At 70.5% G+C, this 23,705-nt stretch carries 21 protein-coding genes; 5 read left to right on the top strand and 16 right to left on the bottom strand.

Annotation, left to right across the window (positions count from 1 at the left end; translation table 11 throughout):
* Nucleotides 1–8 precede the first annotated feature (8 nt).
* Nucleotides 9–1,058, top strand: coding sequence for a LacI family DNA-binding transcriptional regulator (locus RIN46_RS06795; protein ID WP_309080236.1), 1,050 nt, complete (start codon nucleotides 9–11; stop codon nucleotides 1,056–1,058).
* 170 nt (nucleotides 1,059–1,228) lie between these two features.
* On the opposite strand, the gene RIN46_RS06790 is transcribed toward RIN46_RS06795, so the two are convergent.
* The 13 genes from RIN46_RS06790 to RIN46_RS06730 form a co-directional block, all read right to left on the bottom strand.
* Entirely contained in the window at nucleotides 1,229–2,686 is a 1,458-nt protein-coding gene (locus RIN46_RS06790; RefSeq protein ID WP_309080237.1) for a glycoside hydrolase family 32 protein, read from the bottom strand.
* 29 nt (nucleotides 2,687–2,715) lie between these two features.
* Nucleotides 2,716–3,531, bottom strand: a complete 816-nt coding sequence (locus tag RIN46_RS06785; protein WP_309080515.1) for a carbohydrate ABC transporter permease — start codon at nucleotides 3,529–3,531, stop codon at nucleotides 2,716–2,718.
* A gap of 67 nt (nucleotides 3,532–3,598) precedes the next feature.
* Nucleotides 3,599–4,555, bottom strand: coding sequence for a sugar ABC transporter permease (locus tag RIN46_RS06780; RefSeq protein WP_309080238.1), 957 nt, complete (start codon nucleotides 4,553–4,555; stop codon nucleotides 3,599–3,601).
* Nucleotides 4,552–5,976 carry an extracellular solute-binding protein gene (locus RIN46_RS06775; protein ID WP_309080239.1) on the bottom strand — a complete coding sequence of 475 codons (1,425 nt, stop codon included), beginning with the start codon at nucleotides 5,974–5,976 and terminating at the stop codon, nucleotides 4,552–4,554. Before RIN46_RS06775 ends, RIN46_RS06780 begins: the two co-directional genes overlap by 4 nt.
* 209 nt (nucleotides 5,977–6,185) lie before the next feature.
* Nucleotides 6,186–7,787 carry an ABC transporter ATP-binding protein gene (locus RIN46_RS06770; protein WP_309080516.1) on the bottom strand — a complete coding sequence of 534 codons (1,602 nt, stop codon included), beginning with the start codon at nucleotides 7,785–7,787 and terminating at the stop codon, nucleotides 6,186–6,188.
* A 65-nt stretch (nucleotides 7,788–7,852) separates the two neighbouring features.
* The gene (locus tag RIN46_RS06765; RefSeq protein WP_309080240.1) at nucleotides 7,853–8,866 is read right to left on the bottom strand and encodes an ABC transporter permease; all 1,014 of its coding nucleotides are present in this window, start codon (nucleotides 8,864–8,866) and stop codon (nucleotides 7,853–7,855) included.
* A complete protein-coding gene (locus tag RIN46_RS06760; protein ID WP_309080241.1) occupies nucleotides 8,859–9,785 on the bottom strand; it encodes an ABC transporter permease in 927 nt (308 codons plus the stop codon). Before RIN46_RS06760 ends, RIN46_RS06765 begins: the two co-directional genes overlap by 8 nt.
* A gap of 133 nt (nucleotides 9,786–9,918) precedes the next feature.
* The gene (locus tag RIN46_RS06755) at nucleotides 9,919–11,544 is read right to left on the bottom strand and encodes an ABC transporter substrate-binding protein (protein ID WP_309080242.1); all 1,626 of its coding nucleotides are present in this window, start codon (nucleotides 11,542–11,544) and stop codon (nucleotides 9,919–9,921) included.
* 175 nt (nucleotides 11,545–11,719) lie between these two features.
* On the bottom strand, nucleotides 11,720–13,102 hold the full coding sequence (locus tag RIN46_RS06750; RefSeq protein WP_309080243.1) for a dihydrolipoamide acetyltransferase family protein: 1,383 nt from the start codon (nucleotides 13,100–13,102) through the stop codon (nucleotides 11,720–11,722).
* A complete protein-coding gene (locus tag RIN46_RS06745; RefSeq protein WP_309080244.1) occupies nucleotides 13,102–14,157 on the bottom strand; it encodes an alpha-ketoacid dehydrogenase subunit beta in 1,056 nt (351 codons plus the stop codon). The genes RIN46_RS06750 and RIN46_RS06745 overlap by 1 nt, the downstream gene beginning before the upstream one ends.
* The gene (gene pdhA / locus RIN46_RS06740; RefSeq protein WP_309080245.1) at nucleotides 14,154–15,296 is read right to left on the bottom strand and encodes a pyruvate dehydrogenase (acetyl-transferring) E1 component subunit alpha; all 1,143 of its coding nucleotides are present in this window, start codon (nucleotides 15,294–15,296) and stop codon (nucleotides 14,154–14,156) included. The genes RIN46_RS06745 and pdhA overlap by 4 nt, the downstream gene beginning before the upstream one ends.
* Nucleotides 15,297–15,543: 247 nt before the next feature.
* Nucleotides 15,544–17,175, bottom strand: coding sequence for a cation acetate symporter (locus tag RIN46_RS06735; RefSeq protein WP_375141844.1), 1,632 nt, complete (start codon nucleotides 17,173–17,175; stop codon nucleotides 15,544–15,546).
* Nucleotides 17,172–17,531, bottom strand: a complete 360-nt coding sequence (locus RIN46_RS06730) for a DUF485 domain-containing protein (RefSeq protein WP_309080246.1) — start codon at nucleotides 17,529–17,531, stop codon at nucleotides 17,172–17,174. The genes RIN46_RS06735 and RIN46_RS06730 overlap by 4 nt, the downstream gene beginning before the upstream one ends.
* A 204-nt stretch (nucleotides 17,532–17,735) precedes the next feature.
* On the opposite strand from RIN46_RS06730, the gene RIN46_RS06725 reads away from it, so the two are divergent.
* From RIN46_RS06725 to RIN46_RS06710, 4 genes are read left to right on the top strand one after another with little or no spacing between them, the layout of a single operon-like run.
* Nucleotides 17,736–18,896 carry a sensor histidine kinase gene (locus tag RIN46_RS06725; protein WP_309080247.1) on the top strand — a complete coding sequence of 387 codons (1,161 nt, stop codon included), beginning with the start codon at nucleotides 17,736–17,738 and terminating at the stop codon, nucleotides 18,894–18,896.
* A complete protein-coding gene (locus RIN46_RS06720; RefSeq protein ID WP_309080248.1) occupies nucleotides 18,893–19,606 on the top strand; it encodes a LytTR family DNA-binding domain-containing protein in 714 nt (237 codons plus the stop codon). Before RIN46_RS06725 ends, RIN46_RS06720 begins: the two co-directional genes overlap by 4 nt.
* Nucleotides 19,603–19,974 (top strand): hypothetical protein, encoded by a 372-nt coding sequence (locus RIN46_RS06715; protein ID WP_309109445.1) that lies wholly within the window; start codon nucleotides 19,603–19,605, stop codon nucleotides 19,972–19,974. The genes RIN46_RS06720 and RIN46_RS06715 overlap by 4 nt, the downstream gene beginning before the upstream one ends.
* Complete coding sequence (locus RIN46_RS06710) at nucleotides 19,971–21,548, top strand: cation acetate symporter (RefSeq protein WP_309080250.1); 1,578 nt, start codon at nucleotides 19,971–19,973, stop codon at nucleotides 21,546–21,548. Before RIN46_RS06715 ends, RIN46_RS06710 begins: the two co-directional genes overlap by 4 nt.
* Here RIN46_RS06710 and RIN46_RS06705 read toward each other — a convergent pair.
* From RIN46_RS06705 to frr, 3 genes are all read right to left on the bottom strand, one after another.
* Nucleotides 21,529–22,113: a DivIVA domain-containing protein gene (locus RIN46_RS06705; protein WP_309080251.1), complete on the bottom strand. Its 585-nt coding sequence runs from the start codon at nucleotides 22,111–22,113 to the stop codon at nucleotides 21,529–21,531. The two genes, RIN46_RS06710 and RIN46_RS06705, sit on opposite strands and share 20 nt — an antisense overlap.
* A 126-nt stretch (nucleotides 22,114–22,239) precedes the next feature.
* A complete protein-coding gene (locus RIN46_RS06700) occupies nucleotides 22,240–23,112 on the bottom strand; it encodes a phosphatidate cytidylyltransferase (protein WP_309080252.1) in 873 nt (290 codons plus the stop codon).
* Complete coding sequence (gene frr / locus RIN46_RS06695) at nucleotides 23,112–23,633, bottom strand: ribosome recycling factor (protein ID WP_375141850.1); 522 nt, start codon at nucleotides 23,631–23,633, stop codon at nucleotides 23,112–23,114. The genes RIN46_RS06700 and frr overlap by 1 nt, the downstream gene beginning before the upstream one ends.
* Nucleotides 23,634–23,705 lie beyond the last annotated feature (72 nt).

Raw genomic sequence — 23,705 nt, 5'->3', positions numbered from 1 at the left:
AGCCGGTCATGCCCCCACGTCGGCCGACGGCCCAGGACGTCGCCAAGCTGGCCGGCGCGTCCCGCAGCGCCGTCTCGATGGTGATGAACGGGACCGCCGACGGCAACGTCGCCCCGGAGACGCAGGAGCGCATCCGCCGCGCGGCCGCCGCGCTGGACTACACGCCGCACCCGATCGCGGCCGGTCTGCGCCGTCAGCGCAGCGAGATGATCGGGCTCGTCACCGACGAGGCCGCCTCCAGCCCGTTCGCCGGCCGGATGCTCTCCGGCGCCTCGCAGGCGGCCTCCGACCGCGGCTACCTCACCGTGATCGCCGACGCCGGCGGCCCCGGCGAGGACACCTCGCACTACATCGAGGAGCTGCGCCGGCGCCGGGTGGACGGGCTGATCCTGGCCACGACATCGCTGCGCACCCTCCGTGCGCCCGAGGGCCTGCGGCTGCTCCCGTCCGTCCTGGCGAACTGCCATGACGAGCCGCTGAGCCTTGACGCGATCATGCCGGACGAGTACCGCGGCGGCCGCGAGGCCACCGAGCACCTGGTCTCGCTGGGACACCGCCGCATCACGTGGATCGGCGGCGGCGACGACGTCGACGCCCGGCCGCTGCGCATCCGCGGGTTCCAGCAGGCCCTCTCCGCCGCCGGCCTCCCGCCGGGCGAGGTGGTCCCCGCCGGGTGGGACATCAACGACGGCTTCACCGCGGCCCTGCCGCTCTTCTCCGCCGGTCCCGACCGCCGGCCGGACGCGGTCTTCTGCGCCAACGACCGCGTGGCGGCCGGCGCCCTGCTCGCCGCCCGCACCGCGGGCCTCGCCGTCCCCGGGGACGTGTCCATCATGGGGTACGACGACCAGCGCCACCTCGCCGAGGCGACCGTGCCGGGACTGACCACGATGGCGCTGCCGCACGAGGAAATCGGCCGGGTCGCCGCCAACCGGGTCGTCGACCGGATCGAGGGCGGCGGCCCGAGCGTGCCGGCCGGTGCGGCCCCGCAGGCCGTCCTGCTGCAGTGCCGGCTCGTCGTCCGGGGCACCACGGGCCCCCGCCTCCCGGGCGCCTGACCGCCGGCTCCCCCGCCTCCCGGACGCCTGGCCGCCGGCTCCCCCGCCAATCCGCCGCGGCGGCTCACGGCGGCGGGCAGACGACACCGGAGGCCGGCGGGTCTCCCCGCCGGCCTCCGGTGTCGCTGTGTCCTTCGCGTTCCTCGGGCGTCTCCGCCGAGCCGGTGCTCCTACTCCTGCGCGCCGGCCTCCGCACGGTACTCGAGCCCCATGGGCTCCAGCGCCCAGCCCGAGGCCCGCACGCCCGCGGGCAGGCTGAGGGCGAGCTGCTCTCCCGGCGCCGGGTAGAAGCGCTGGGTGTGCGGGGCTGCCCCGGAGCGGAAGACCTCGACGATCGTCCGGTCCACGTAGATCCGCAGCCCGTCGCCGACGGGGAGCCGGAGCACCCCGCGGCCGCCGTCGTCCTCCGCTGCGGAGTCGGCGGCGCCGTCGGATCCGACCGCCACCAGGAGGAGCTCGACGTCAGCGCTCACGGTGTCGGCGCTCGCGGTCCCGTCCGCGCCGTCGCCGGTCACGGGCTCGACGACGACCTCGGCGGGGTCCGGCAGCACGCTGACGGCCCCGGCCGTCAGTTCCACGGCCTCGCCGCGCAGGCCCTCGAGCTCGGCGGCGGGCCGCATGACCAGCGCGTCACCGTCGAGGCCGAGCTCGCGGGGCAGGGTCAGCAGACCGGCCCACCCGTCGGCGTCGGCGAACTCCTCCGCGCGGCCTTCCCAGGACCAGCCCCAGGCCAGGGTGCGGTCGGTCTCGGCGAGCACCTGCGGCGCGTAGAAGTCGGGTCCGGTGTCGGCCCGTCCACCGGCGCGGACGGCGAACCGCAGCGGCACGCCTTCCTCACCCGTGACCAGGTCCCCAGCCAGGTACGCCACGGAGTTCAGCTGGTGCGCCCCGTCGACCCAGCGCCAGAGCGAGAGGAGCAGGACCCAGCTCCCACCGGAGCGGAACAGCTGCGGGCACTCCCAGATGTCGGCCGCCGCGAGCTCGCCAGCGAGCGGATCCCTGGTGTCCAGCAGGCGGCCCAGGTACTTCCAGTCGGCGAGGTCGGTCGCGTCGTAGAGGAGCACGGCCGGATCGCCTCCGGGCGTGCCGGCGCCCTGCAGTCCGTAGCGGCGCCCGTCGAGCGTGAAGAGGAACGGGTCCCGGACGTCCGTGAACTGCTCCCCCTCGGGCATCCCGGTCGCCGGCACAGCGTCCTTGGCCCAGGCGTCCAGCGCTGCGTCGCCGCTGCGCGCGAGGAGGACCGTGGAGGGCCCTCCCCCGTCACGGATGCCGGTGTACACGAGGGTGGGCACGCCGTCGTCGACGGTCCCGACGCCGGACCAGCACCCGAACGCGTCGTCTCCTCCGGCGGTCGGGGCGATGGCGACCGGGTGCTCGTGCCAGGACAGCAGGTCCGGCGAGCTCAGGTGCGCCCAGGCGATGCTGCTGTGCCGGGCGGAGTCGGGGTTGTACTGGCAGAAGACGTGGTACCGGCCATCGTGGCGGAGGATCCCGTTGGGGTCGTTGAGCCATCCGGCCAGCGGCCGGGGGTGGATGGCCGGCCGCTCGCCCGCCGGCTGTGGCTGGTGGACGCCGCCTCCGGTGGTCGGCTGGCTGGTCGCGTCGGGGCTGTCGGACTGGACAGTCACAGAGGGTCCTTTCGAGGTATGCGGGAGCGCTACTTGCCGATGCCGGCGGTGAGACCGGCGCGGAGGCTGCGCTGCCCGAAGAAGAAGACGATCAGGGCGGGGATCATGGACAGGATCACGCCGGCGAGGACCACGGAGATACTGCCGGTGCCCATGTTCCCTTGCAGGGACACCAGTCCCAGCGGGAGCGTGAAGTTGCCCTCGGAGATCGTCAGGATGAGCGGTCGGAAGAACTCGTTCCAGTGGTAGTTGAACGCGAGGATTCCGACGATCGCCATGCCCGGCGTGGCCAGCGGCAGATAGATGGAGCGGAAGATCCGCCACTGGCTGGCGCCGTCGATCTCGGCGGCCTCGGCCAGCTCCAGCGGGATCCCCATGAAGTACTGCCGCATGAGGAAGGTGCCGAAGGCCGTCGGGACCGCGGGGATGATCAGGGCCAGGAGCGTGTCGGCCAGGTCCATGCCGCGGATGATCATGAAGACCGGGACGATCGTGACCTGCACGGGGATCATCATGGTGGCCAGGACGATCCCGAAGAGCGCCGTGCGGCCCTTGAACTTGATGCGGGCGAAGGCGTAGCCGGCCATGGCCGCCGTGATCATCTGGCCCGCGGCGATCAGGCCGGTGGTCAGCGCCGAGTTCACGACCAGTCGGATCATGTCGATCTGCTCGAACACCCCGGCGTAGGAGGTGAAGTCCGGGTCCCAGGGCAGGAACCGGGGCGGCAGGGAGAAGGATTCCGACGGCGGCCGCAGCGACGTGGACAGCGTCCACATCACGGGCCCGAGGGTCAGGACGGCGGCCACGAGCAGGACGGCCAGGCGTCCCAGGAGCGACCAGTTCATGCCGGGGCGTCGGCGCGCGCGCTTCGGGGCGGCGGGTGCTTCCAGAGTTTGTGTAGTCATCTCAGTCTCACTGGTAGAAAACGAATCGGCGGCTGAGCCGGAACTGCACGTACGTGACCGCCATGATGAGGATCATCAGCAGCAGGCCGATCGCGGAGGCGCGGCCGAACTCGAGCTGCTGGAAGCCGGATTCGAAGATGACCATGACGGCCGTCCGGGTCGAGTCGCCGGGTCCGCCGCGGGTCAGGACGTACGGCTGGTCGAAGACCTGCAGCGCGCTGATCACGGCCATGACGGAGGCGACGAGTGTGGTGGGGCTGAGCAGCGGCATCGTGACGTTGAAGAACTTCTTGACGCCCGAGGCGCCGTCGATCTCGGCGGCCTCGTAGATCTCCTTCGGGATGGAGCCGAGCCCGCCCACGAAGAGCAGGAAGGAGAACCCGAAGTTCTGCCACACGTAGACGATGATGACGACGGCGGCCGCACCGGTCGGCGTCGTCAGCCACGGCACGGGTGCGATCCCGATGAGGCCGAGCAGCCAGTTCACCGCGCCGAACTGCTCGTTGAACAGGTACCCCATGAAGATCGAGACCGAGGCCGCGGAGAGGATCAGCGGGAAGAAGAACGTCGAGCGGAAGAAGACCCGCAGCCAGTTCGGCAGCCGCTCCGCGACCATGGCCGCGAGGACCAGCGCGATGCCCAGCTGCAGGGTGACCGCGATGACCACGAAGACGATCGTGTTCAGGAAGCTCACGCGGACCGTGGGATTGGTGACCACGGAGACGAAGTTCTCGAACCCGACGAACTCGGGCGCGGAGATGATGTCCCAGCGGAAGAACGCCAGGACCACCGAACCGATGATCGGAATCACCGTGAAGACGCCCATCCCGATCACGGTCGGGGCCAGGAGGATCCAGGCGAACAGCTGCTTGCGCAGCGGCCCGTTGGACTCCTTCCGCGGCAGCTCCGTGTGCTCGAGGCGCGCCGGGGCGCCGGCGCTCGCATTGGTCGTCGCGTTGCTCATTGCTCGCTCCTGAGAACTCGTTCCAGATCGCTCTGGAGGTTGGCCAGGGTGGCGCGGGTCTGCCGGGAGGATCCGCTGACGGCGTTCGGCACGTGCTTCATCAGCGCGGTCTCCACGGCGGCCTGGGCCGGCGGCGCCGGGATGGGCCCGGAGGTCGGGAACTTGTCCAGCGTGTCGTAGAAGACCTGCCAGTTCTTGGGCCCGGTCTCGGAGTAGAACGCCGCGTTCACCATGGAACGGCGGGTCGGGGTGGTGTTCGGCGTCGGGAAGGCCAGCTCCATGGACTCACGGCGGCTGCAGAACTTGACCCACTCCCAGGCGGCGTCCTTGTTCCTCGCGGTGCTCATGATGGCGTACCCGGCCGCGCCGAACTGGTGCCGCTGGGTCCGATTGCGCGGGAAGAACTGGACGTTGAACCCGTCCTCGGCCATCCCGGCCTCGTGCAGGCCCTGGACCCAGTAGCCGCCCGCCGGTGCCGCGCCGATGCGGCCGTTCGCGAAGAGGCCGACCAGCGACTCGCCGCCGCCGCCCTCGGGGCGGACGCCCAGGCCCTCGGCGACGAGCTCTCGGAGGAAGTCGAAGGTCTCGAAGACGCGTTCGTCGGTGGCGTTCGCCCCGTCCCAGACATAGCCGCCGCCGCGCGTCGCGCGGGCGGGGTCGCCGGGATAGAACCGATCCCAGAACCAGTCGCCGCCGGGCGCCTTCTCCTCGGTGAGGAAGGAGGTGTCGTTCGTGTAGAGCCACGGCACCACGCCCCCGAACAGGCGGTTGGTCCAGTAGTACGGCGTGAAGCCGGAGCCCTGGGCGCTCTTCATCTGCCGCATGACCGACGCGAAGTCGTCGTGCGTCCAGTCCGCCGCGGGCAGCGAGAGCCCGGCCTCCTCGAGCGTGCTCATGTTGAGGTACATGTTCGCCGCGTTCCAGTCCAGCGGGAGCTGGTACAGGCTGCCCTGGTACATGAACGCCTCGAGCAGGCTGGGGTGGACGTCGTCGAAGTAGTCCTGCAGCTCCGCGGCGTCGCGCCGGATGTAGTCGTCGAGCGGCTCCGCGAGCTTGTCGGCGAACAGCTGGGCGCCCTCGGTCGCCACGTAGACGACGTCGGGCGGGTCGCCCGCGGCGACCATCGTCAGAATCTTCGCGAAGAAGTCCTTCCAGTCGGTGCCCTGGACGGGCTGGATGCGCACCTTGATGCCCGGGTACTCGGCGCGGAAGGCGTCGACGAGCGCCTGGCGGGCCTCGGCGTCGGCCCGGGTGCCCAGGATGGCGATCGTCATGGAGTCGTCGCCGCGTCCCGGGATGTCCTGGGCGGTCAGCCGCGGCCACGACCCGACCGCGAGGCCCGCGAGCCCGAGGCCGCCCAGCGCGAGGGCACCCCGCCGGGTCAGTGTTCTGGCGGTGGCCCCGCCGATGTGATCTGTCATGGTCCCTTTCCTAACACGTGTCAGGTTCGGCGATAAATGTATCTTCCGGCCGTCGCGAGTGTCAAGGGTCACAGTGGCCGGCGACGGGATCGTGATCTACTCGAGGCCCCGGACACGAAAAGGAAACGGCCGCCGTCGTCCCCGGGCGGGGGACGACGGCGGCCGCTCCGTGGCGGCCCGCACCGAGCGGGCCGGGCCGTCGAGGCGCGCTACACGAGCAGCTGGCCTCCCGGGATGGAGTCCAGGAGGTTCGCCGTGTACGCCGACTCCGGGGCGGCGAAGATCTGGTCCGTGGTCCCGGACTCGATCAGCTGCCCGTTCTGCATGACCACCACGTTGTCCGCGATCTGCCGGACGACGGCGAGGTCATGCGTGATGAAGAGGTACGTCAGCCCCAGGTTCTCCTGCAGTTCGTTGAGCAGGTTCAGGACCTGGGCCTGCACCAGCACGTCGAGGGCGGAGACCGCCTCGTCGCAGATGATGACCTCGGGCTCGAGCGCGAGAGCGCGGGCGATCGCGATGCGCTGCCGCTGTCCGCCGGAGAGCTCGTTCGGGAATCGGTGCATCGTCGAGGCGGGCATGGAGACCTGCTCCAGCAGCTCCCGGACCCGGTTCTGCCGGGACTTGGCGTCGCCGATCCCGTGGACCTTCAGCGGCTGCTCGATGGTGCGGAAGATGCTGTACATCGGGTCGAGCGATCCGTACGGGTCCTGGAAGATCGGCTGGACCCGCCGGCGGAACCGGAAGAGCTCCTTCTCGCTGAGTCGGCCCATGTCCTCGCCGTCGAAGCGGATGGTGCCGCTCGTCGGCTCCAGCAGGTTCAGCACCATCTTGGCCACGGTCGACTTGCCCGAGCCGGACTCGCCGACGATCGCCGTCGTCGTGCCGCGCTTGACGGCGAAGGAGAGGTCGTCCACCGCGGTGAACTCGGTCTTGCGGAACCCCTTGTCGCGGATCTTGAAGACCTTGGTGAGGTGCTCGACCTCGATCACGTTGTCGTCCGCGGCGACGGTCTCCCCGGTCGTCCCGCCGGCGAGCCGCCGCGAGGACAGGGACGGCGCGGAGGCGATGAGCCGCTGGGTGTACGGATGCTGCGGGTTGCGCAGCAGCTCCAGGGCGGGCCCGGACTCGACGACCTGCCCCTTGTACATGACCACGACCTTCTCGGCGCGCTCGGCGGCGAGGCCGAGATCGTGCGTGATGAAGAGGACAGCGGTGCCGAGCTCCGCCGTCATGCCGTCGAGGTGGTCGAGGATCTGCCGCTGGACCGTCACGTCGAGGGCGGAGGTCGGCTCGTCGGCGATGAGCAGGCGCGGGCGGCAGGCCAGGCCGATCGAGATGAGAGCGCGCTGGCGCATGCCGCCCGAGAACTCGTGCGGGTACTGCTTGGCGCGCCGCTCGGCGTCCGGGAGCCCGGCCTCGGTGAGAACCTCGGCGACCTTCCCGTCGATGTCCTTGCCGCCGAGGCCGTTGGCCCGCAGCGTCTCCTTGACCTGGAAGCCGATCTTCCAGACGGGGTTCAGGTTGGACATCGGGTCCTGCGGGACCATGCCGATCTGGTCCCCGCGGACGGCCTGGTACTCCTTCTCGGTGGCCTGGGCGAGGTCCCGGCCGTCGAACAGGATCTGCCCGGAGGTGACCTTGCCGTTCTTGGCCAGCAGCCCCATGGCCGCGAGCGCCATGGTCGACTTGCCCGAGCCCGACTCGCCGACGATGGCGACGGTCTCGCCGGGCATCACGGTGAGGTTGGCGCCGCGGACGGCCTTGACGGGGCCGTTGGAGCCCTGGAACGTGATCTCCACGTCCCGCATGTCCAGCAGGGGGCGCTCCTCGGTGGCGGGAGCGGCCGGTGCGGTGTTGGTGAGTGTCTCCACGGTTACGCCTTCCGGGACTTGGGGTCCAGCGCATCACGCAGGGCGTCGCCGAGCATGATGAAGCTGAGCACCGTGATGGACAGGGCCAGCGCGGGCCAGAACAGGATGTGCGGGTCGTTGCGCACCGAGATCTGGGCCGAGGAGATGTCGTTGCCCCAGCTCACGACCGATGCCGGCAGGCCGATGCCCAGGAAGGACAGCGTCGCCTCGGCCACGATGTACGTGCCGAGCGAGATCGAGGCGACGACGATGACCGGGGCCAGCGAGTTCGGCAGGACGTGGCGGACCAGCGCGCCGAACTTGGACAGGCCCAGCGACCGGGCGGCCGTCACGTAGTCCGCGTTCCGGGCCTCGATGACGGCCCCGCGCGTGATGCGAGCGACCTGCGGCCAGCCGAAGATCACCAGCGTCATGACCACGGTCCACACGCTGCGGCTCTCGCGGAACGCCGGCAGCTGCATGATGACGATCGCGCCCAGGATCAGCGGCAGCGCGAAGAAGATGTCGCCGAGGCGGGCGAGCACCGCGTCGAGCCAACCACCGTAGTAGCCGGCCAGCGCGCCCATAACGCCGCCGATCAGGACGACGCCGATCGTCGTGAACAGGCCGACGACGACGGACGACTGCGCCCCGTAGATGACGCGCGCGAAGATGTCGCAGCCCTGGTAGGTGAAGCCGAGGGGATGGCCCGGCTGCGGTCCCATGCGCGCGAACTCGAGCGGGCACGAGCGCGGGTCGACGCTGGTGAACCACTGCGGGAACGCGGCGACGAGGATCACGAGGACGATCAGGACCGACGACACGATGAAGAGCGGCTGCCGGCGCAGGTTCCGCCACGATTCGGCCCAGAAGCCGAGGGGTTCGCTGTCCTCGCGGACGGAGTCGACCGCCTGCAGCGGCGTCTCCTCCAGCGGGGCCACGAAGTGCTCGATGCGGCGCTTCGAGATCTTCCCCGTGCGCGGGGTCGACGGGGCCTCGGACGCGCCGGGCACGGTGGTGTGCTGGGTATCAGGCATATCGGATCCTCGGGTCGAGCAGTGCGTAGAGCAGGTCCACGAGCAGGTTGGCCAGGACGAAGACGAGGACGAGGACGCTGACGACGGCGACCACGGTGGGCGTCTCGCCCTTGAGGATGGCGTCGAAGAGCAGGCTGCCGACGCCTGGGATGTTGAAGACGCCCTCGGTCACGATCGCGCCGCCCATCAGCATGCCGAGGTCGGCGCCGAGGAAGGTCACGACCGGGATGAGCGAGTTGCGCAGGATGTGGACGCGGACCACGCGGGAGCGGCTGAGGCCCTTGGCGGTGGCGGTGCGGACGAAGTCGGCGTTCATGTTCTCGGCGACCGAGGTACGGGTCAGCCGCAGCACGTAGGCAAAGGAGACGAGTCCGAGGACGACGCCCGGCATGATCAGGTCGCCCCACGGTGCGCCGGAGCCGACGGTGGGCCGGGCCCAGCCGAGCTCCACGCCGAAGACGTACTGGAAGATGAAGCCGAGGACGAAGGTCGGGACGGCGATGACGACCAGCGACAGCACGAGGACGCTGGAGTCGAAGAAGCGGCCGCGGCGCAGGCCGGCGATGAGTCCGAAGAGCACGCCGAAGACGGTCTCGAAGACCAGCGCCAGGACGGCCAGGCGGGCCGTGACCGGGAAGGCACGGGCGAGTTCGTCGGCGACCGGCTGCCCCGAGAAGGAGACGCCGAGATCGAGGGTCAGGAGGTTCTTGAGGTAGAGGCCGTACTGGATCCAGAACGGCTGGTCGAGGTTGTACTGGGCGCGGAGCGCGGCCTCGACGTTCGGGGACATGGGCTTGCCGCCCGAGAGCGCGGCGATCGGGTCGCCGGGGGTCGCGAAGACCAGGAAGTACACCAGCAGCGTGGCCCCGAAGAACACGGGGAGCATCTGCAGGAGTCTCCTGAGCATGTACATCAGCATATGAAGGGAGTCCTTTGTGAGGCGGGGCCGACCGGTGTGCCGGCGGCCCTCTCAACGCGGGGCGAGGGCAGCGAGGCGGTTCCTCGCTGCCCTCGCCTGCTGCGGGACGTCGATGGCGTCCGGCAGCGGTTGGTTACTTGCCGGTGATCTGGTGGTAGAGCGGCTTGCCGTCCCAGCCGAGGACGACGTCGTCGACGTTCTCGCTCCAGGCCGCCTGTGCCGCCTGGTACCAGAGCGGGACGACCGGGAGGTCCTGGAACAGGATCTCCTGCGCCTCGTTGAAGATCGCGGCGCCTTCCTCGACGCTGCCGGCCTCGAGGCCCTCCAGCAGCTTGGCGTCGAACTCCGGGTTGGAGTAGCGGCCGTCGTTGGAGGACGCGCCGGTGGCGTACAGCGGGCCGAGGAAGTTGTACAGCGACGGGTAGTCGCCCTGCCAGCCGGCGCGGGAGAGTCCCTCGAGGGCGTCCTGCCCGACCTTGTCGCGCATCTCCTTGAAGGTCGTGACGGCGTCCAGCTCGGCCTCGATGCCGAGGTTGCTGCGAAGCTGGTTCACGATCGCGGTGATGTACTCCTTGTTGCCGGCGCCGTCGATGTTGGACGTGTACTTCAGCACCTTGCCCTCGGGCCACGGGGAGATCTCGTTGGCCTGCTCCCAGAGCTTCTTGGCCTCCTCGGGGTTGTGCTCGAGGACCTCGGAGCCCGGGATGTCCGGGTTGTAGCCCTCGATGACCGGGGCGGTGAACTCCGTCGCCACCTCCTTAGTGCCGAAGAAGATCTGGTCGATGATCTGCTGGCGGTCGATCGCCATGGAGATCGCCTTGCGGCGCAGCTGTCCCGCCTCGCCCTGGAACTCCTCGAGGTAGCCCGGGATCACCATGGTCGCGTTGCCGGCGTAGGCGCGGCTGGTGTTGCGCTCCGGGAAATCGTCCTGGTAGTTCTGCAGCGCGTTCGGCGGCATCTCGCCGAGGACGTCCAGATTGCCCGACTGCAGGTCGGCGTAGGCGGACTCGAAGCTGTCGTAGATCTTGAAGGTGATGCCGCCGTTGGCCGGCTCGCGGGGGCCCTCGTAGTCCTCGTTCGGCACCAGCTCGATCTGGACGTTGTGCTGCCAGCCGTTCTCGGCCAGCGTGTACGGGCCGTTGGTCACGGGCGCCTCGCCGAACGCCTGCATGTCCTCGAACGCCACGGTCGGCAGCGGCATGTAGGCCGAGTAGCCCAGGCGCATCGGGAAGTCCGACTCCGGGCCCTGAAGCTCGACGGTGAACGTGTGGTCGTCGACCACCGTCAGGCCGGAGAGCGTGTCGGCGCCGTTGGCGTCGGACTCCTCGTAGCCCTTGATCGTCTCGAAGAAGTACTGGCTCTTCTGGGCGTTGTCCGAGTCGGCACCGTAGTTCCAGGCGTCCACGAACGACTGCGCGGTGACCTCCTCGCCGTTGCTGAAGGTGGTGCCCGGCTTGATCTTGACCGTCCAGGTGATGTTGTCCTCGGACTCCACCGACTCGGCCAGCTCCGGCTGGAGGCTGCCGTCCTCGGCGTACGAGTACAGACCCGTGTAGAGCAGGTCGACGACGCGGCCGCCGCCGACCTCGTTGGTGTTGGTCGGGATCAGGCCGTTCTGTGGCTCGGTGTTGTGAGCGGTGACGACGTAGCTGCCGTCCGCCGCCGCAGCCGTGTCGCCGTCCCCGCCGCCGCAGGCGGTCAGGCCCAGGGCGAGGGCGGCCGTCACGGACACGCCTTGAAGCAAGCGCTTCATATGCATACGAGAAATCTCCTTGTTGTGGATGAGGCTGCAGGGTCGCGGTGAGCGACGTCATGCCGCCTTGAGTCCGACCTCACGGTCGCGCCTCAGGGAGCCTACCCCCTCGGCGCATAGCATCTGCGCCGGATCGAGGGGATAGGAAGATAATTTATGAACTTGAAACAAATGATGCAAATCACACGAGCGTGATGAGCGTCGCCGGATCGGCCATGATCGAGCCCACCTCGGCCAGGAAGCGCGACGCCTGGGCGCCGTCCGCCAGGCGGTGGTCGAAGCTCAGGCTGAGGGTCACGACGTCGCGCAGCTCGATCCCGCCGCGGTGCTCCCAGGGCTGGCGCCGGATCTGCCCCACGGCCAGGATCCCGGCCTCCGGCGGGTTGATGATCGGGGTGCCGGCGTCGATGCCGAAGACCCCGATGTTGGTGATGGAGAACGTGCCACCGCTCAGGTCCGACGGCGACGCCTTGCCCTCGCGTGCCGCGCGGGTGAGGCGTCCCAGCTCGGCGGCGAGGCCGTGCAGGTCCAGGGCCTCGGCGTGCTTGACGTTCGGCACCATCAGGCCCCGCTCCGTCGCGGCGGCGAATCCGAGATTGACGTGCGCGTACCGGACGATCTCGCCGGTCTCCCCGTCCCACCGGGAGTTAAGCTCCGGCGAGCGCCGCAGCGCCACGCAGACGGCCTTGGCCACGAGCGTGAAGGGCGTGAGCTTGACGTCCTCGAAGTCCTTGCGCGCCCGGAGGCGCTCCAGCAGCTCGACGCTGGCGGTGACATCCAGCGTCAGGAACTCCGTGGCGTGCGGCGCGGTGAAAGCGCTGCGCACCATGGCGTCCGCCATGAGGCGCTGGACGCCTCCGACGCGGAGGCGCTCCTCCCCCGGCGACGCGCTCCGGGACTCATCGGCAGGCTGGGCGCGGCCGGTCGGTGCGCTGCCCGGGGAGACGGCGGCGGGGTCCGCACCGTTCTCCGGGCCACCGTCCGCTGCGGATTCGACATCGTGCCGGGTGATCAGTCCCTCCGGCCCCGTGCCGATCAGCGTCTCGAGGTCGACGCCGAGATCTCGGGCCAGCTTCCGCACGGGCGGGGTGGACCGCGGCCGCTCCTTGACGGCGACCGACGCGGATGCCGCCTCGCCGGCGGGGAGGTCGGCGAGGGCGCGGCCACCGGAGGCCGCCGCCCGGCGTCGTCGGACCGGCCGTCCGCTCTCCACCGTGGCCCCGTAGCCCACCAGGTTCGGCTCGCGCCTCGGGGGCGCCGGCTCGTCCCCGGCCGCGGACGGGTCCGCGCCGGAGCTCGAGTCGGGCGCGGCCGGGGAGACCGCGTCACCGGTCTCGAAGGCGATCATGGGCTTGCCCACCTCGACCACCGTTCCGGGAGGCGCGAAGATCTCCTTCACCACGCCGTCGTACGGGGACGGCAGCTCGACGACCGCCTTGGCGGTCTCGACGTCGGCGATGATCTGGTTCAACCGGACGCGGTCGCCCTCGGCGACCTTCCAGGCCACGATCTCGGACTCGGTCAGTCCCTCGCCGAGGTCGGGGAGGTTGAAGATCCTGAGCATCAGGCGCCGCCTTCCACGAGACCAGTGAGCGAGTTGGGCCGGTCCATCGCCCGGTCGACGCCGTCGAGGATCCGGTCCAGGTCGGGCAGGTGATGGTGTTCCAGCTTCGAGGGCGGATACGGGATGTCGAATCCGGTCACGCGGACCGGCGCGTGCTCCAGGTGGTAGAAGCACCGCTCGGTGATGCTGGCGGCGATCTCCGCTCCGAGCCCGGCGAACTGCCCGGCCTCGTGCGTGATGACCGCACGGCCCGTCTTGCGGACCGACGCCTCGACCGGCCCGAAGTCGATCGGCGAGAGCGAGCGGAGGTCGATGACCTCGACGGAGACGTCCTCGTCGGCCGCCGCCTGGGCGGCGTCGAGCGCGGTCTTGACCAGCGGCCCGTAGGCGATGAGCGTGACGTCCGTCCCCGGGGAGGCAACGCGGGCTGCCCCCAGCGGCATCGCGGAGAGATCGGCCCCGAGGTCCACCTCCGCCTTCTCGTGGTAGCGCCGCTTCGGCTCGAAGTACACGACCGGATCGTCGCTCGCGATGGCCTGGCGGATCATCGTGAAGGCATCCTGCGGGTTCGACGGCGAGACCACGCGCAGTCCGGCCGTGTGGGCGAAGTAGGCCTCGGGCGACTCGGAGTGGTGCTCGGGCGAGCCGATGCCCCCGCCGAAGGGGATGCGGATGGTCAGCGGCATCTTCAGTCGGCCGCGGGTGCGGTACCGGAGCTTGGCGACCTGGCTGACGATCTGGTCGAACGCCGGGTACACGAACCCGTCGAACTGGATCTCGATGACGGGGCGGAAGCCGCGGTACGCCAGCCCGACGGCCGTGCCCACGATGCCCGACTCGGCCAGCGGCGAGTCCAGGACCCGCTCGGGCCCGAACTCGGCCTGGAGCCCGTCGGTGATGCGGAAGACGCCCCCGAGCCTGCCGACGTCCTCGCCCATGACGAGCACCTTGGGGTCGTCCGAGAGGGCCCGGCGCAGGCCGGCGTTGATGGCCTTGCCGAAGGTCAGGGTCTGCGTGCCGCGCGCGTCCTCGCGCTGGGCGGTCTCGGTGCTCATCGGTCCCCCTCCCCGGTCGGTGGGGTCCGGTCCCCGGAATCGTCCAGGGACGCGAGGTAGCGGCGGTAGTGCTCCTGCTGCCGTGCGAGCCACGGGTGCTCCTCGGCGTAGACCTCCCCGAAGACGTCCTCCACGTCGGGGTCCGTCTTCGCGATGAGGCCCTGGCGCAGCGCCTCGGCGACGTCGTCGGCACGGTGCTCGGCCGCCTCGCGGAAGCCGTCCACGGCCATGCCGCGTGTGGCGAGGAAGCGCTCGACGCGGATCAGCGGATCCTTCTCCGCCCACGCGTCGAGCTCGGCGCGGTCGCGATAGCGGGTCGGGTCGTCCGCCGTCGTGTGCGGGCCCATCCGGTAGGTGACCGCCTCGATGAACGTGGGGCCGTCCCCGGCGCGGGCGCGCTCGAGGGCGATGCGAGTGGCCGCCAGCGCGGCGAGGACGTCGTTGCCGTCGATGCGCAGGGCGGGGATGCCGAAGCCGGAGGCGCGCTGGGCGATCGGCACGCGGGTCTGCAGGCTCACGGGCTCCGAGATGGCCCAGTGGTTGTTCTGGCAGAAGAAGACGACGGGCGCCTGGTAGCTGGCCGCGAAGGCCAGTGCCTCGTTCACGTCCCCCTGAGTGACGGCCCCGTCGCCGAAGTAGGCGATCGAGGCCTGATCGCCGCCGTCGAACTTCACGCCCATGGCGTAGCCGACGGCGTGGAGGGTCTGCGCGCCGATGATGATCTGCGGGGTCGCCATGTTGATGGCGAAGGGGTCCCAGCCGCTGGAGGCGTTGCCGCGCCAGACGGTCAGGAGATCGTCCAGATCCACTCCGCGGCAGTAGGCGACGCCGTTCTCCCGGTAGGAGGAGAAGACGAAGTCGTCCGGGCGGAGGGCCCGAGCCGAGCCGATCTGGGCCGCCTCCTGCCCGAGGAGCGGCGGCCAGAGGGCCAGTTCGCCCTGGCGCTGCAGGGCGGTGGCCTCAGTGTCGATGCGCCGGGCGACCACCATGTCGGTGTAGAGCTCGGCGAGGGCGTCGTCGTTGACGTCCGTGAGCACGGCGTCGAGGTCGGGGTGGTGGTGGCGGCTGCCGTCCGGGGCCACCAGTTGGATGGGGTCCGCGGCCTCCGTGGCCGGGTCCGATAGCACGTTTCGGGACATGATGTCTCCCTCTTCTCACTGTCCGCCTCGCGCTCCGGCTTGTGGCCGGGTGACGTGAACGGACGATGCGATGGTCACCGCATCTATCTGTGACGATACTCACAGTCCGCGCGGGGGGCAACGCAGGGGCGGCTGGCGCCGAGTCCGGGCTCCGGCCCGAACGGCGGCGTCCCTTCAACGCCGCAGGGGCCCCGCGCGGCACTGCCGCACGGGACCCCTGCCGGTCCGCTCCGCCGGGTGGGCGGGTCTAGTGACTGGTCGCCTTCTCGGCACCGACGCCGGTGAGCGAGCGGACCTCCATCTCCGCCTGGATCCGCGTGTCCTCGCGGCCCTTGTCCAGCACCGTCCCGAGCCAGCCGAGGAGGAAGGCCAGCGGGATGGAGACCAGACCCGGATTGGAGAGCGGGAACCAGGAGAAGTCCGCGGTGGGGATCATCGAGGTCTCCGCCCCGGACATGACGGGCGAGAACACGATGAGCAGCAGCGCCGCGCCGAGACCGCCGTACATCGACCACACCGCCCCCTGGGTGGTGAAGCGCTTCCAGAAGAGCGAGAAGAGGATGGTCGGCAGGTTGGCCGAGGCCGCCACGGCGAAGGCGAGGGCCACGAGGAAGGCGACGTTCTGCCCCTGGGCGCCGATGCCGCCGAGGATGGCGAGGACGCCGATGACCAGCACGGTCCGGCGGGCCACCTTGACCTCCTTCTCCGGCGTGGTCTTCCCCTTGGCGATCACGTTGGCGTAGATGTCGTGGGAGAACGACGCCGCGGCCGTGATCGTCAGGCCGGCCACCACCGCGAGGATGGTCGCGAAGGCGACCGCGGAGATGATGCCGAGCAGCAGCGACCCGCCGAGCTCGAACGCCAGCAGCGGGGCGGCCGAGTTCACGCCGCCGGGGGCGCTGGCGATGCGCTCCGGGCCGATCAGGGCGCCGGCGCCGTAGCCGAGGACGAGGGTGAAGAGGTAGAACGCGCCGATGAGCCAGATCGCCCAGACCACCGAGCGGCGGGCCTCCTTGGCGGTCGGCACCGTGTAGAAGCGCATCAGCACGTGCGGCAGGCCCGCCGTGCCGAGGACTAGCGCGAGCGCCAGCGAGATGAAGTCCAGCTTGCTCGTGTCGGAGACGCCGTACTTCAGGCCCGGGTTCAGCAGGGCCTCGTTGCCGCCGGCGGTCGCGACGGCGTCGCCCAGCAGCTGCGAGAGATTGAAGCCGTACATGGCGAGCACCCAGACGGTCATGATGAACGCGCCGGCGATGAGCAGGCAGGCCTTGATGATCTGCACCCACGTGGTGCCCTTCATGCCGCCGACCAGCACGTAGAGGATCATCAGGGCGCCGACCACGACGATGACGAGCGACTGGCCCATCCGGTCGCTGATGCCGAGCAGCAGCGACACGAGCGCGCCGGCGCCGGCCATCTGGGCCAGGAGGTAGAACAGGCAGACGGCCAGCGTGGTGATCGCCGCGGCGATGCGGACCGGGCGCTGCCGCAGGCGGAAGGAGAGCACGTCGGCCATCGTGAACTTGCCGGTGTTGCGCAGCAGCTCGGCGACGAGCAGCAGCGCCACCAGCCACGCGACCAGGAAGCCGATCGAGTACAGGAAGCCGTCGTAGCCGTTCACGGCGATGGCCCCGACGATCCCGAGGAAGGAGGCCGCCGAGAGGTAGTCGCCGGCGATGGCGGTGCCGTTCTGCCCGCCGGTGAAGGAGCGGCCGCCCGCGTAGTAGTCGGCGGCGGTCTTGTTGTTCTTGCTGGCGCGCAGCACGACGACGAGCGTCACCGCGACGAACAGGCCGAAGATCAGGATGTTGACCCACGGGTTGCCGACGGTGGTGGTCTCCGCGGCGACGGCCAGCGGCAGGGATGCGGGCGTGTTCACTTGGCTGCTCCTTGGATCTCGGCCTCGAGTTCGTCGCGGATGGCCTCAGCCTGCGGATCCAGCCTCTTGTTGGCGAAGGACACGTAGGCCGCCGTGATGACGAAGGTGGACACGAACTGCAGCAGCCCCATCAGGACGCCGATGTTGACGTTCCCGAAGACCTTGATGGACATGAACTCCGGTGCGTAGGCCGCCAGCAGCACGTAGAGGAAGTACCAGACGATGAAGAAGACGGCCATCGGGAAGACGAAGCTGCGGTGGGTGCGGCGGAGCCTGCGGAAGCGCTCCGTGCCTTGGATGTCGCGGAAGTCGACGTCGACGGCGACGCCCTCCCCCGCTGCGGGTTGGTGACCCATGGGTTCCTCCTGGATGTTGTCCTTCGGCCGCGCCGTCGTCCGACGGCTCGCGGCGGTGTGTGACCGTCATCACTCTGACGCGGCGCCGGGCACCGTGTGAACTGTCGCACGGGCGCAGGGTGCCCAGCGGCGCGATCCCTGCGACGAACGGTCGTCCAACGCCGCTCGCCGGACGACGACGGGGCGGCCCGCTACGCTGAGTGCATGCTGAGCCCGGCCGCCGAGACCACGTTGATCGCCGGCATCGTCGTCCTCGCCGTCGCGGCCGTCGTCTTCGTCGGCTACAAGCTGTTCACTGCGTCGCGGGACCTCGGCACCGACGCGGACCGGGCGACCTACCAGACCCTGCACACGGTGTCGCTCGCGGCCCCGCACTTCGCGCGCGGCCTGACGGCCGACGGAGCGGCGAGGGCCGCACGTCACCTGCGCGGATTGCTCGGCTGCCAGGGCCTGGCCCTGACGGATACGACGGCGGTGCTCGCCGAGGACGGCACGCTCCCGGCGGCGGACCTGCTCGACCCGGCCCGCCAGGCCATGGCGCAGGGCCGCACGCAGGTGCTCCACCTCGACGGGTGGGACATCGTCTGCGCGCCGGTGGCGGTCCAGTCCAGGATGGTCGGGACCGTCGTCGCGGCCGCCTCGAAGGCGGACTCCGGGCTCGTGCGCGCCGGCACGGAGGTCGCGGCCTGGGTCGCCGCCCAGGTGGCGCTGGCCGAGCTGGACGAGTCCCGGGCACGCCTGGCCGAGGCCGAGGTGAAGGCTCTCCGCGCCCAGATCAGTCCGCACTTCATCTACAACTCGCTCGGGGCGATCGCCTCGTTCATCAACACGGACCCCCAACGGGCCCGGAAGCTGGTGGTGGAGTTCGCCGACTTCACCCGCTATACCTTCCGGCGGCACGGCGACTTCACCACGCTGGCCGAGGAGCTGCAGGCGATCGACCGCTACCTGCTGCTGGAGAAGGCGCGGTTCGGCGAGCGGATCGGCGTCCGGCTGGAGATCGCCCCCGAGGTCCTGAACACCGTGATCCCGTTCCTGAGCCTGCAGCCGCTCGTGGAGAACGCCGTCCGGCATGGGCTCGAGGGCAAGCCGGAGGGCGGACTCATCACCATCTCGGCGGGCGACGCCGGGCAGCACGCCGTCATCACGGTCGAGGACGACGGCGCCGGCATGGACCCGGAGAGCCTGCGCGGCGTCCTGGCCGGCACGGCGGAGGGGGTCCATGTCGGCCTGCGCAACGTCGACGTGCGGCTGCGCCAGCTGTACGGGCCCGACCACGGGCTCGTCATCGACACCGCGCCGGGGGCCGGCACCTTGATCACCGTCCGCGTCCCGAAGTTCCAGCCTCCTAGACTTGACCCATGATCAACGTAGTCGTCGCCGACGACGAGCTCCCCGCGGTCGAGGAGCTCGCGTACCTGCTGGCGCAGGACCCCCGCGTCGGCGCGGTCCACCGCGCACTCTCGGGCGCGCAGGCCCTCCGGGCGCTCCAGGAGCACGACGTCGACGCGCTCTTCCTCGACATCCACATGCCCGCGCTCTCGGGCCTGGACATCGCCCGGGCCCTCGCACGGCACGAGCGGCCGCCGGCCGTCGTGTTCGTCACCGCCGACGAGGCACAAGCCCTGGAGGCCTTCGAGCTCGCCGCGGTGGACTACGTCCTCAAGCCCATCCGGCCCGAGCGGCTGGCCGAGTCCGTGCGCAGGGTCTGCGAGACGGTCGAGGGCCCGACGGCGGACTCGGACCTGGTGACCGTCGACCAGGGCGGCGTCACGCGGATGATCCGGCGCTCGGACATCACGTACGTGCAGGCCCACGGCGACTACGCCCGACTGCACACGGCCGAGGGCAGCTACCTCATCCGCATCCCGCTCAGCGACCTGGAGGAGCAGTGGTCCCAGTCGTTCGTCCGGATCCACCGCAGCTACCTGGTCGCGATGGACCACATCGAGCGGGTCAAGCTCCAGTCCGGCCGGGCCGGCGTCTCCGTCGGCGGCACCGAGCTGCCCGTCAGCCGGCGCTCCCTGCCGTGGCTCCGGGAGCGGCTCCGGTCGCACCGGGTGCGCCCGTCGTGAACCCCGGGGCGACCCCCGGGGAGTCACCGGCCCGCGTACGGGTGACCGCGCCGCGGGACGCGCCGCCGGTCCCCGGGCCGACGCTGCAGCCCGGCACCCCGGAGGACTTCTACCTGCGCTCGCTCATCCGCTCGCAGCTGCGCCTCTCGCTCTCCGTGGCGGCGGGCTTCACCGTGCTGCTCCTGGTCATCGCCGTGCTGATCGCGTTCTGGCCCCAGATCCACGAGATCCGCGTGGGCACCGTCCCCATCGCCTGGCTGCTGCTCGGCGCGGGCATCTACCCGATCATCCTGGCCGCCGCGGCCCTCTACAACCGGGCGTGCACGCGCAACGAGCGGCGCTACCGCGACCTGGCCTCGCGACCATGAGCACCCCTGTACTCGCCGGGGCGAACACGGCCGCCGCACTCGCCGCCGTCGTACTGGTGACGGCCGCGACCGTCCTGATCGCCGTCAACGGCCTCCGTCTCTCCCGGACCACGAGCGACTTCTACGTCGCCTCCCGCACGGTGAAGCCGTGGTGGAACGCGTCGGCGATCGGCGGCGAGTACCTCTCCGCGGCGAGCTTCCTCGGCGTGGCGGGACTGATCGTGGTCTCCGGGGAGGAGGGGCTCTGGTTTCCGATCGGCTACACGGCCGGATACCTGATGCTGCTGCTATTCGTCGCCGCTCCCCTGCGCCGCTCCGGCGCCTACACGCTGCCGGACTTCGCGCAGATGCGCCTGGGCGGCCGGCTGCCCCGGCTGGTGACCAGCGCCCTGGTGGTGGCCGTAGGCTGGCTCTACATCGTCCCGCAGCTCCACGGGGCGGCACTCACGCTGGGGATCACGACGGCGCTGCCCCGCTGGGCGGGGCCCGTCGCCGTGACGGGCATCGTGTGCCTGACCGTGCTCGCCGGCGGCATGCGCTCGATCACCTTCGTGCAGGCGTTCCAGTACTGGCTGAAGCTGGCCGCGCTGGCGGTGCCGACGATCTTCCTGCTGCTCCACCTGGGTGCCACCGGGGAGTCGGTGACGGCCGGCGGCGCGGCGTTCGACCGGTTGCCGGCGCAGGAGGCCGGCTCCGCGGCTCTGGGCGTCCCGACGGGCGACCTGACCCTGTACCAGACCGTGTCGCTGATCCTGGCGCTGCTGTTCGGGACGCTCGGACTGCCGCACGTGCTGGTCCGCTTCTACACCAACCCCGACGGGCCCAGCGCGCGGCGGACCACCGCGATCGTCCTGGGTCTGCTGGCCGTGTTCTACCTCTTCCCGACCGTCCTGGGCGTGATCGGGCGCGCGCACCTGCCCGGGCTGGTCGCGAGCGCGGACGCGGACGCGACGGTGCTGCTGCTGCCCGGCGCCCTGGTGGGAGGGGTGGCCGGGGACCTGCTGACCGCCCTCGTGGCCGGGGGCGCGTTCGCCGCGTTCCTCTCGACGTCCTCCGGGCTGGTGGTCTCCCTGGCCGGGGTCATGAGCCAGGAGCTCTTCGGCGGCACCGTGCGCGGCTTCCGGATCGCAGCCCTGCTGGCGTGCGCTGTGCCCCTCGGCATCGCCCTCCTGACCGGAACGGCGGCGCTGGCCGGGGCCATCGGCGCGGTGTTCGCCTTCACGGCGTCGACCATCTGCCCGCTGCTGCTGCTCGGCATCTGGTGGCGCGGGCTGACCGGACGGGGCGCGGTCGCCGGCATGCTCACGGGCGCGGTCTCCTGCGGTGGCGCACTGGCGGCGGCGCAGCTGCTGCCGGCCGGCTACACCGTGGCGGGACTCGCCGTCGTCGGGATCCTGCAGCAGCCGGCGGCGATCACGGTGCCGCTGGCGTTCCTGGTGACGGTCGGCGTCTCGAAGGCGTCGTCGGCGCCCGGCGGGCGACGCGCCGCCCAGGTCATGGCGCGGCTGCACGCGCCCGAGGACGCGGACGGCCTCGACGGGCTCCCGGAGGAGATCAGTCGATGGAGGCCATGAGCTCGACCACGCGGTCGAGGAACGCGTCAACCTGGCTCTCCTCGTAGCCCTCCTGGCCTCGGGCCTGGCGGAACGTGGCGCGCCGGATGGTGTCGACGCTCATGGGGACGTCCTTCTCGAAGTACTCGAGGAGCTTGTCGCAGAGCGCGTCCACGTCCTGGATGTTGTAGCTGGGGGCGTTGCGGCGGCTCGGGCGGCGGAAGCGCTCCCCCGGCTCGCGGTGGAGACGACCGCGGAGGATCGTGGAGAGCCGCCCCACCTGCTGGAGCCACGCTTCCTCGCCCTCGGCCTCGACGAGCGCCTCCCGCTCCCGCTTGGCGAAGACGTCCTCGAGCCGGTCCAGGGCGGCGTCGACGGGCCGGGCCTCGTAGCCGCCCTTCTCGGGGTCGAAGGACACCCGGCGCACCAGGTGACTGGTCACGACCTCGTCGTCGGAGCCGGTCCCGTTGAAGGTGGCACGGGCACGGGCGAGGAACTCGTCGACCTGCTCGATGCTGTATCCGTACTCCGTGGGTGCCACCGTGCTGAACGGTAGTCCGGGCTGACGCGTCTCTGACTGGCTCACGAATAGTCCTCTAGCTCCGGCGGTGCCGGGTCCACTGGTTGAAGGTTGGTCGTTGGGGTGCCGGAAGAGTCCCGGAACCTTCCTGAATATAGTACCGATCCCGGCCGGCGTGCGGCCGGGCGGCCGCTAGGCGCTCAGCGGACCGAGGAGCACGGCCATCGTGTAGGCGGCCGGCGCGGCGAACACAATGGAGTCGAGGCGGTCCATGACGCCGCCGTGCCCCGGCAGCAGGTTGCTCATGTCCTTGATCTGCAGCTCGCGCTTGACCATCGACTCGGAGAGATCGCCGGCGGTCGCGGCGGCGACGGTCGCCACCGCCAGCGGGATGCCCATCCACCACTGCAGGTCCAGGAGCAGCACGGCGGCCGCGATGGCCACGATGGAGGCACCGACCACCGAGCCGGCGAAGCCCTCCCAGGACTTCTTGGGGCTGATCTTCGGCGCCATCGGGTGCTTGCCGAGGAAGACGCCCACCAGGTAGCCGAACGTGTCGTTGGCGACCGTGAGCAGCAGCATGGTGGCGACCATGAACGGGCCGTTCTCCAGCCCGAACAGCAGCACGGCGAAGCTCATCAGCAGTGGGACCCACAGCAGGATGCCCACCGAGGACATGATGGTCCGCGCCAGGTCCCGGCCGCCGTCGATCAGCGTCCAGAGTGCCGCCAGCAGCAGCGAGGCGGTGAGGGCGAACCCGAGGGCCTCCGGCCCTCCGTAGTACGCCGCGAAGGGCATCGCGACCGCTCCGACCGCCAGGGGTACCAGCGGCACGTCGATGTCCGCCACGCCGAATGCGCGCGCCACCTCCCAGCAGCCGATGCCGCCGAAGACGGCGACGGTGATCACGAAGGCGAGCGGGAACAGCAGCAGCCCAAGCAGAACCACCGCGAGCAGGACCAGTCCGACGGCGATGGCCGCCGGGAGATCCCGTCCCGCCCGGGAGGGTTTCGCTTGGGCTGCGCGCCGTGCGCGCCTGGTGGCCGGCTCCGCAGGCGTCGTCATCAGACGTCCAGCAGCTCGGTTTCCTTGCGCTTGAGCAGCTCGTCGATCAGCTCGACGTGCTTCTTGGTCAACGCGTCGAGCTCCTTCTCGCCGCGGGCGCCGTCGTCCTCTCCGACCTCGCCGTCCTTGACGAGCTTGTCGATCGCGTCCTTGGTCTTGCGGCGGTGGTTGCGCAGGGCGACCTTGGCGTCCTCGCCCTTGCCACGGACCACCTTCACGTACTCCTTGCGGCGCTCCATGGTGAGCTCGGGCAGGACCACGCGGATCGACTTGCCGTCGTTGGAGGGGTTCGCGCCGATCTCGGAGTCGGAGAGCGCCTTCTCGATCTCGCGCAGCGCGGAGACGTCGTAGGGCGTGATGAGGATGGTCCGCGCGTCAGTGACCTGGAAGGACGCGAGCTGCTGCAACGGCGTCATGGAGCCGTAGTAGTCGACCATGACCTTCGCGTACAGTCCCGGGTTGGCGCGCCCGGTGCGGATGGTGGCGAAGTCCTCCTTGGCGGCCTCCACCGTCCGATCCATCTTCTCGCCGGCGTCGTTGAGCGCTTCGTCGATCACGTCGTTACTCCTTCTGCTCGCGTGCCCGCGGGCACG

It is taken from the genome of Zhihengliuella sp. (genome assembly GCF_031178195.1).
In the GTDB taxonomy this organism is placed as follows: domain Bacteria; phylum Actinomycetota; class Actinomycetes; order Actinomycetales; family Micrococcaceae; genus Zhihengliuella.
This window is presented reverse-complemented; position numbering and strand designations above follow the sequence as displayed.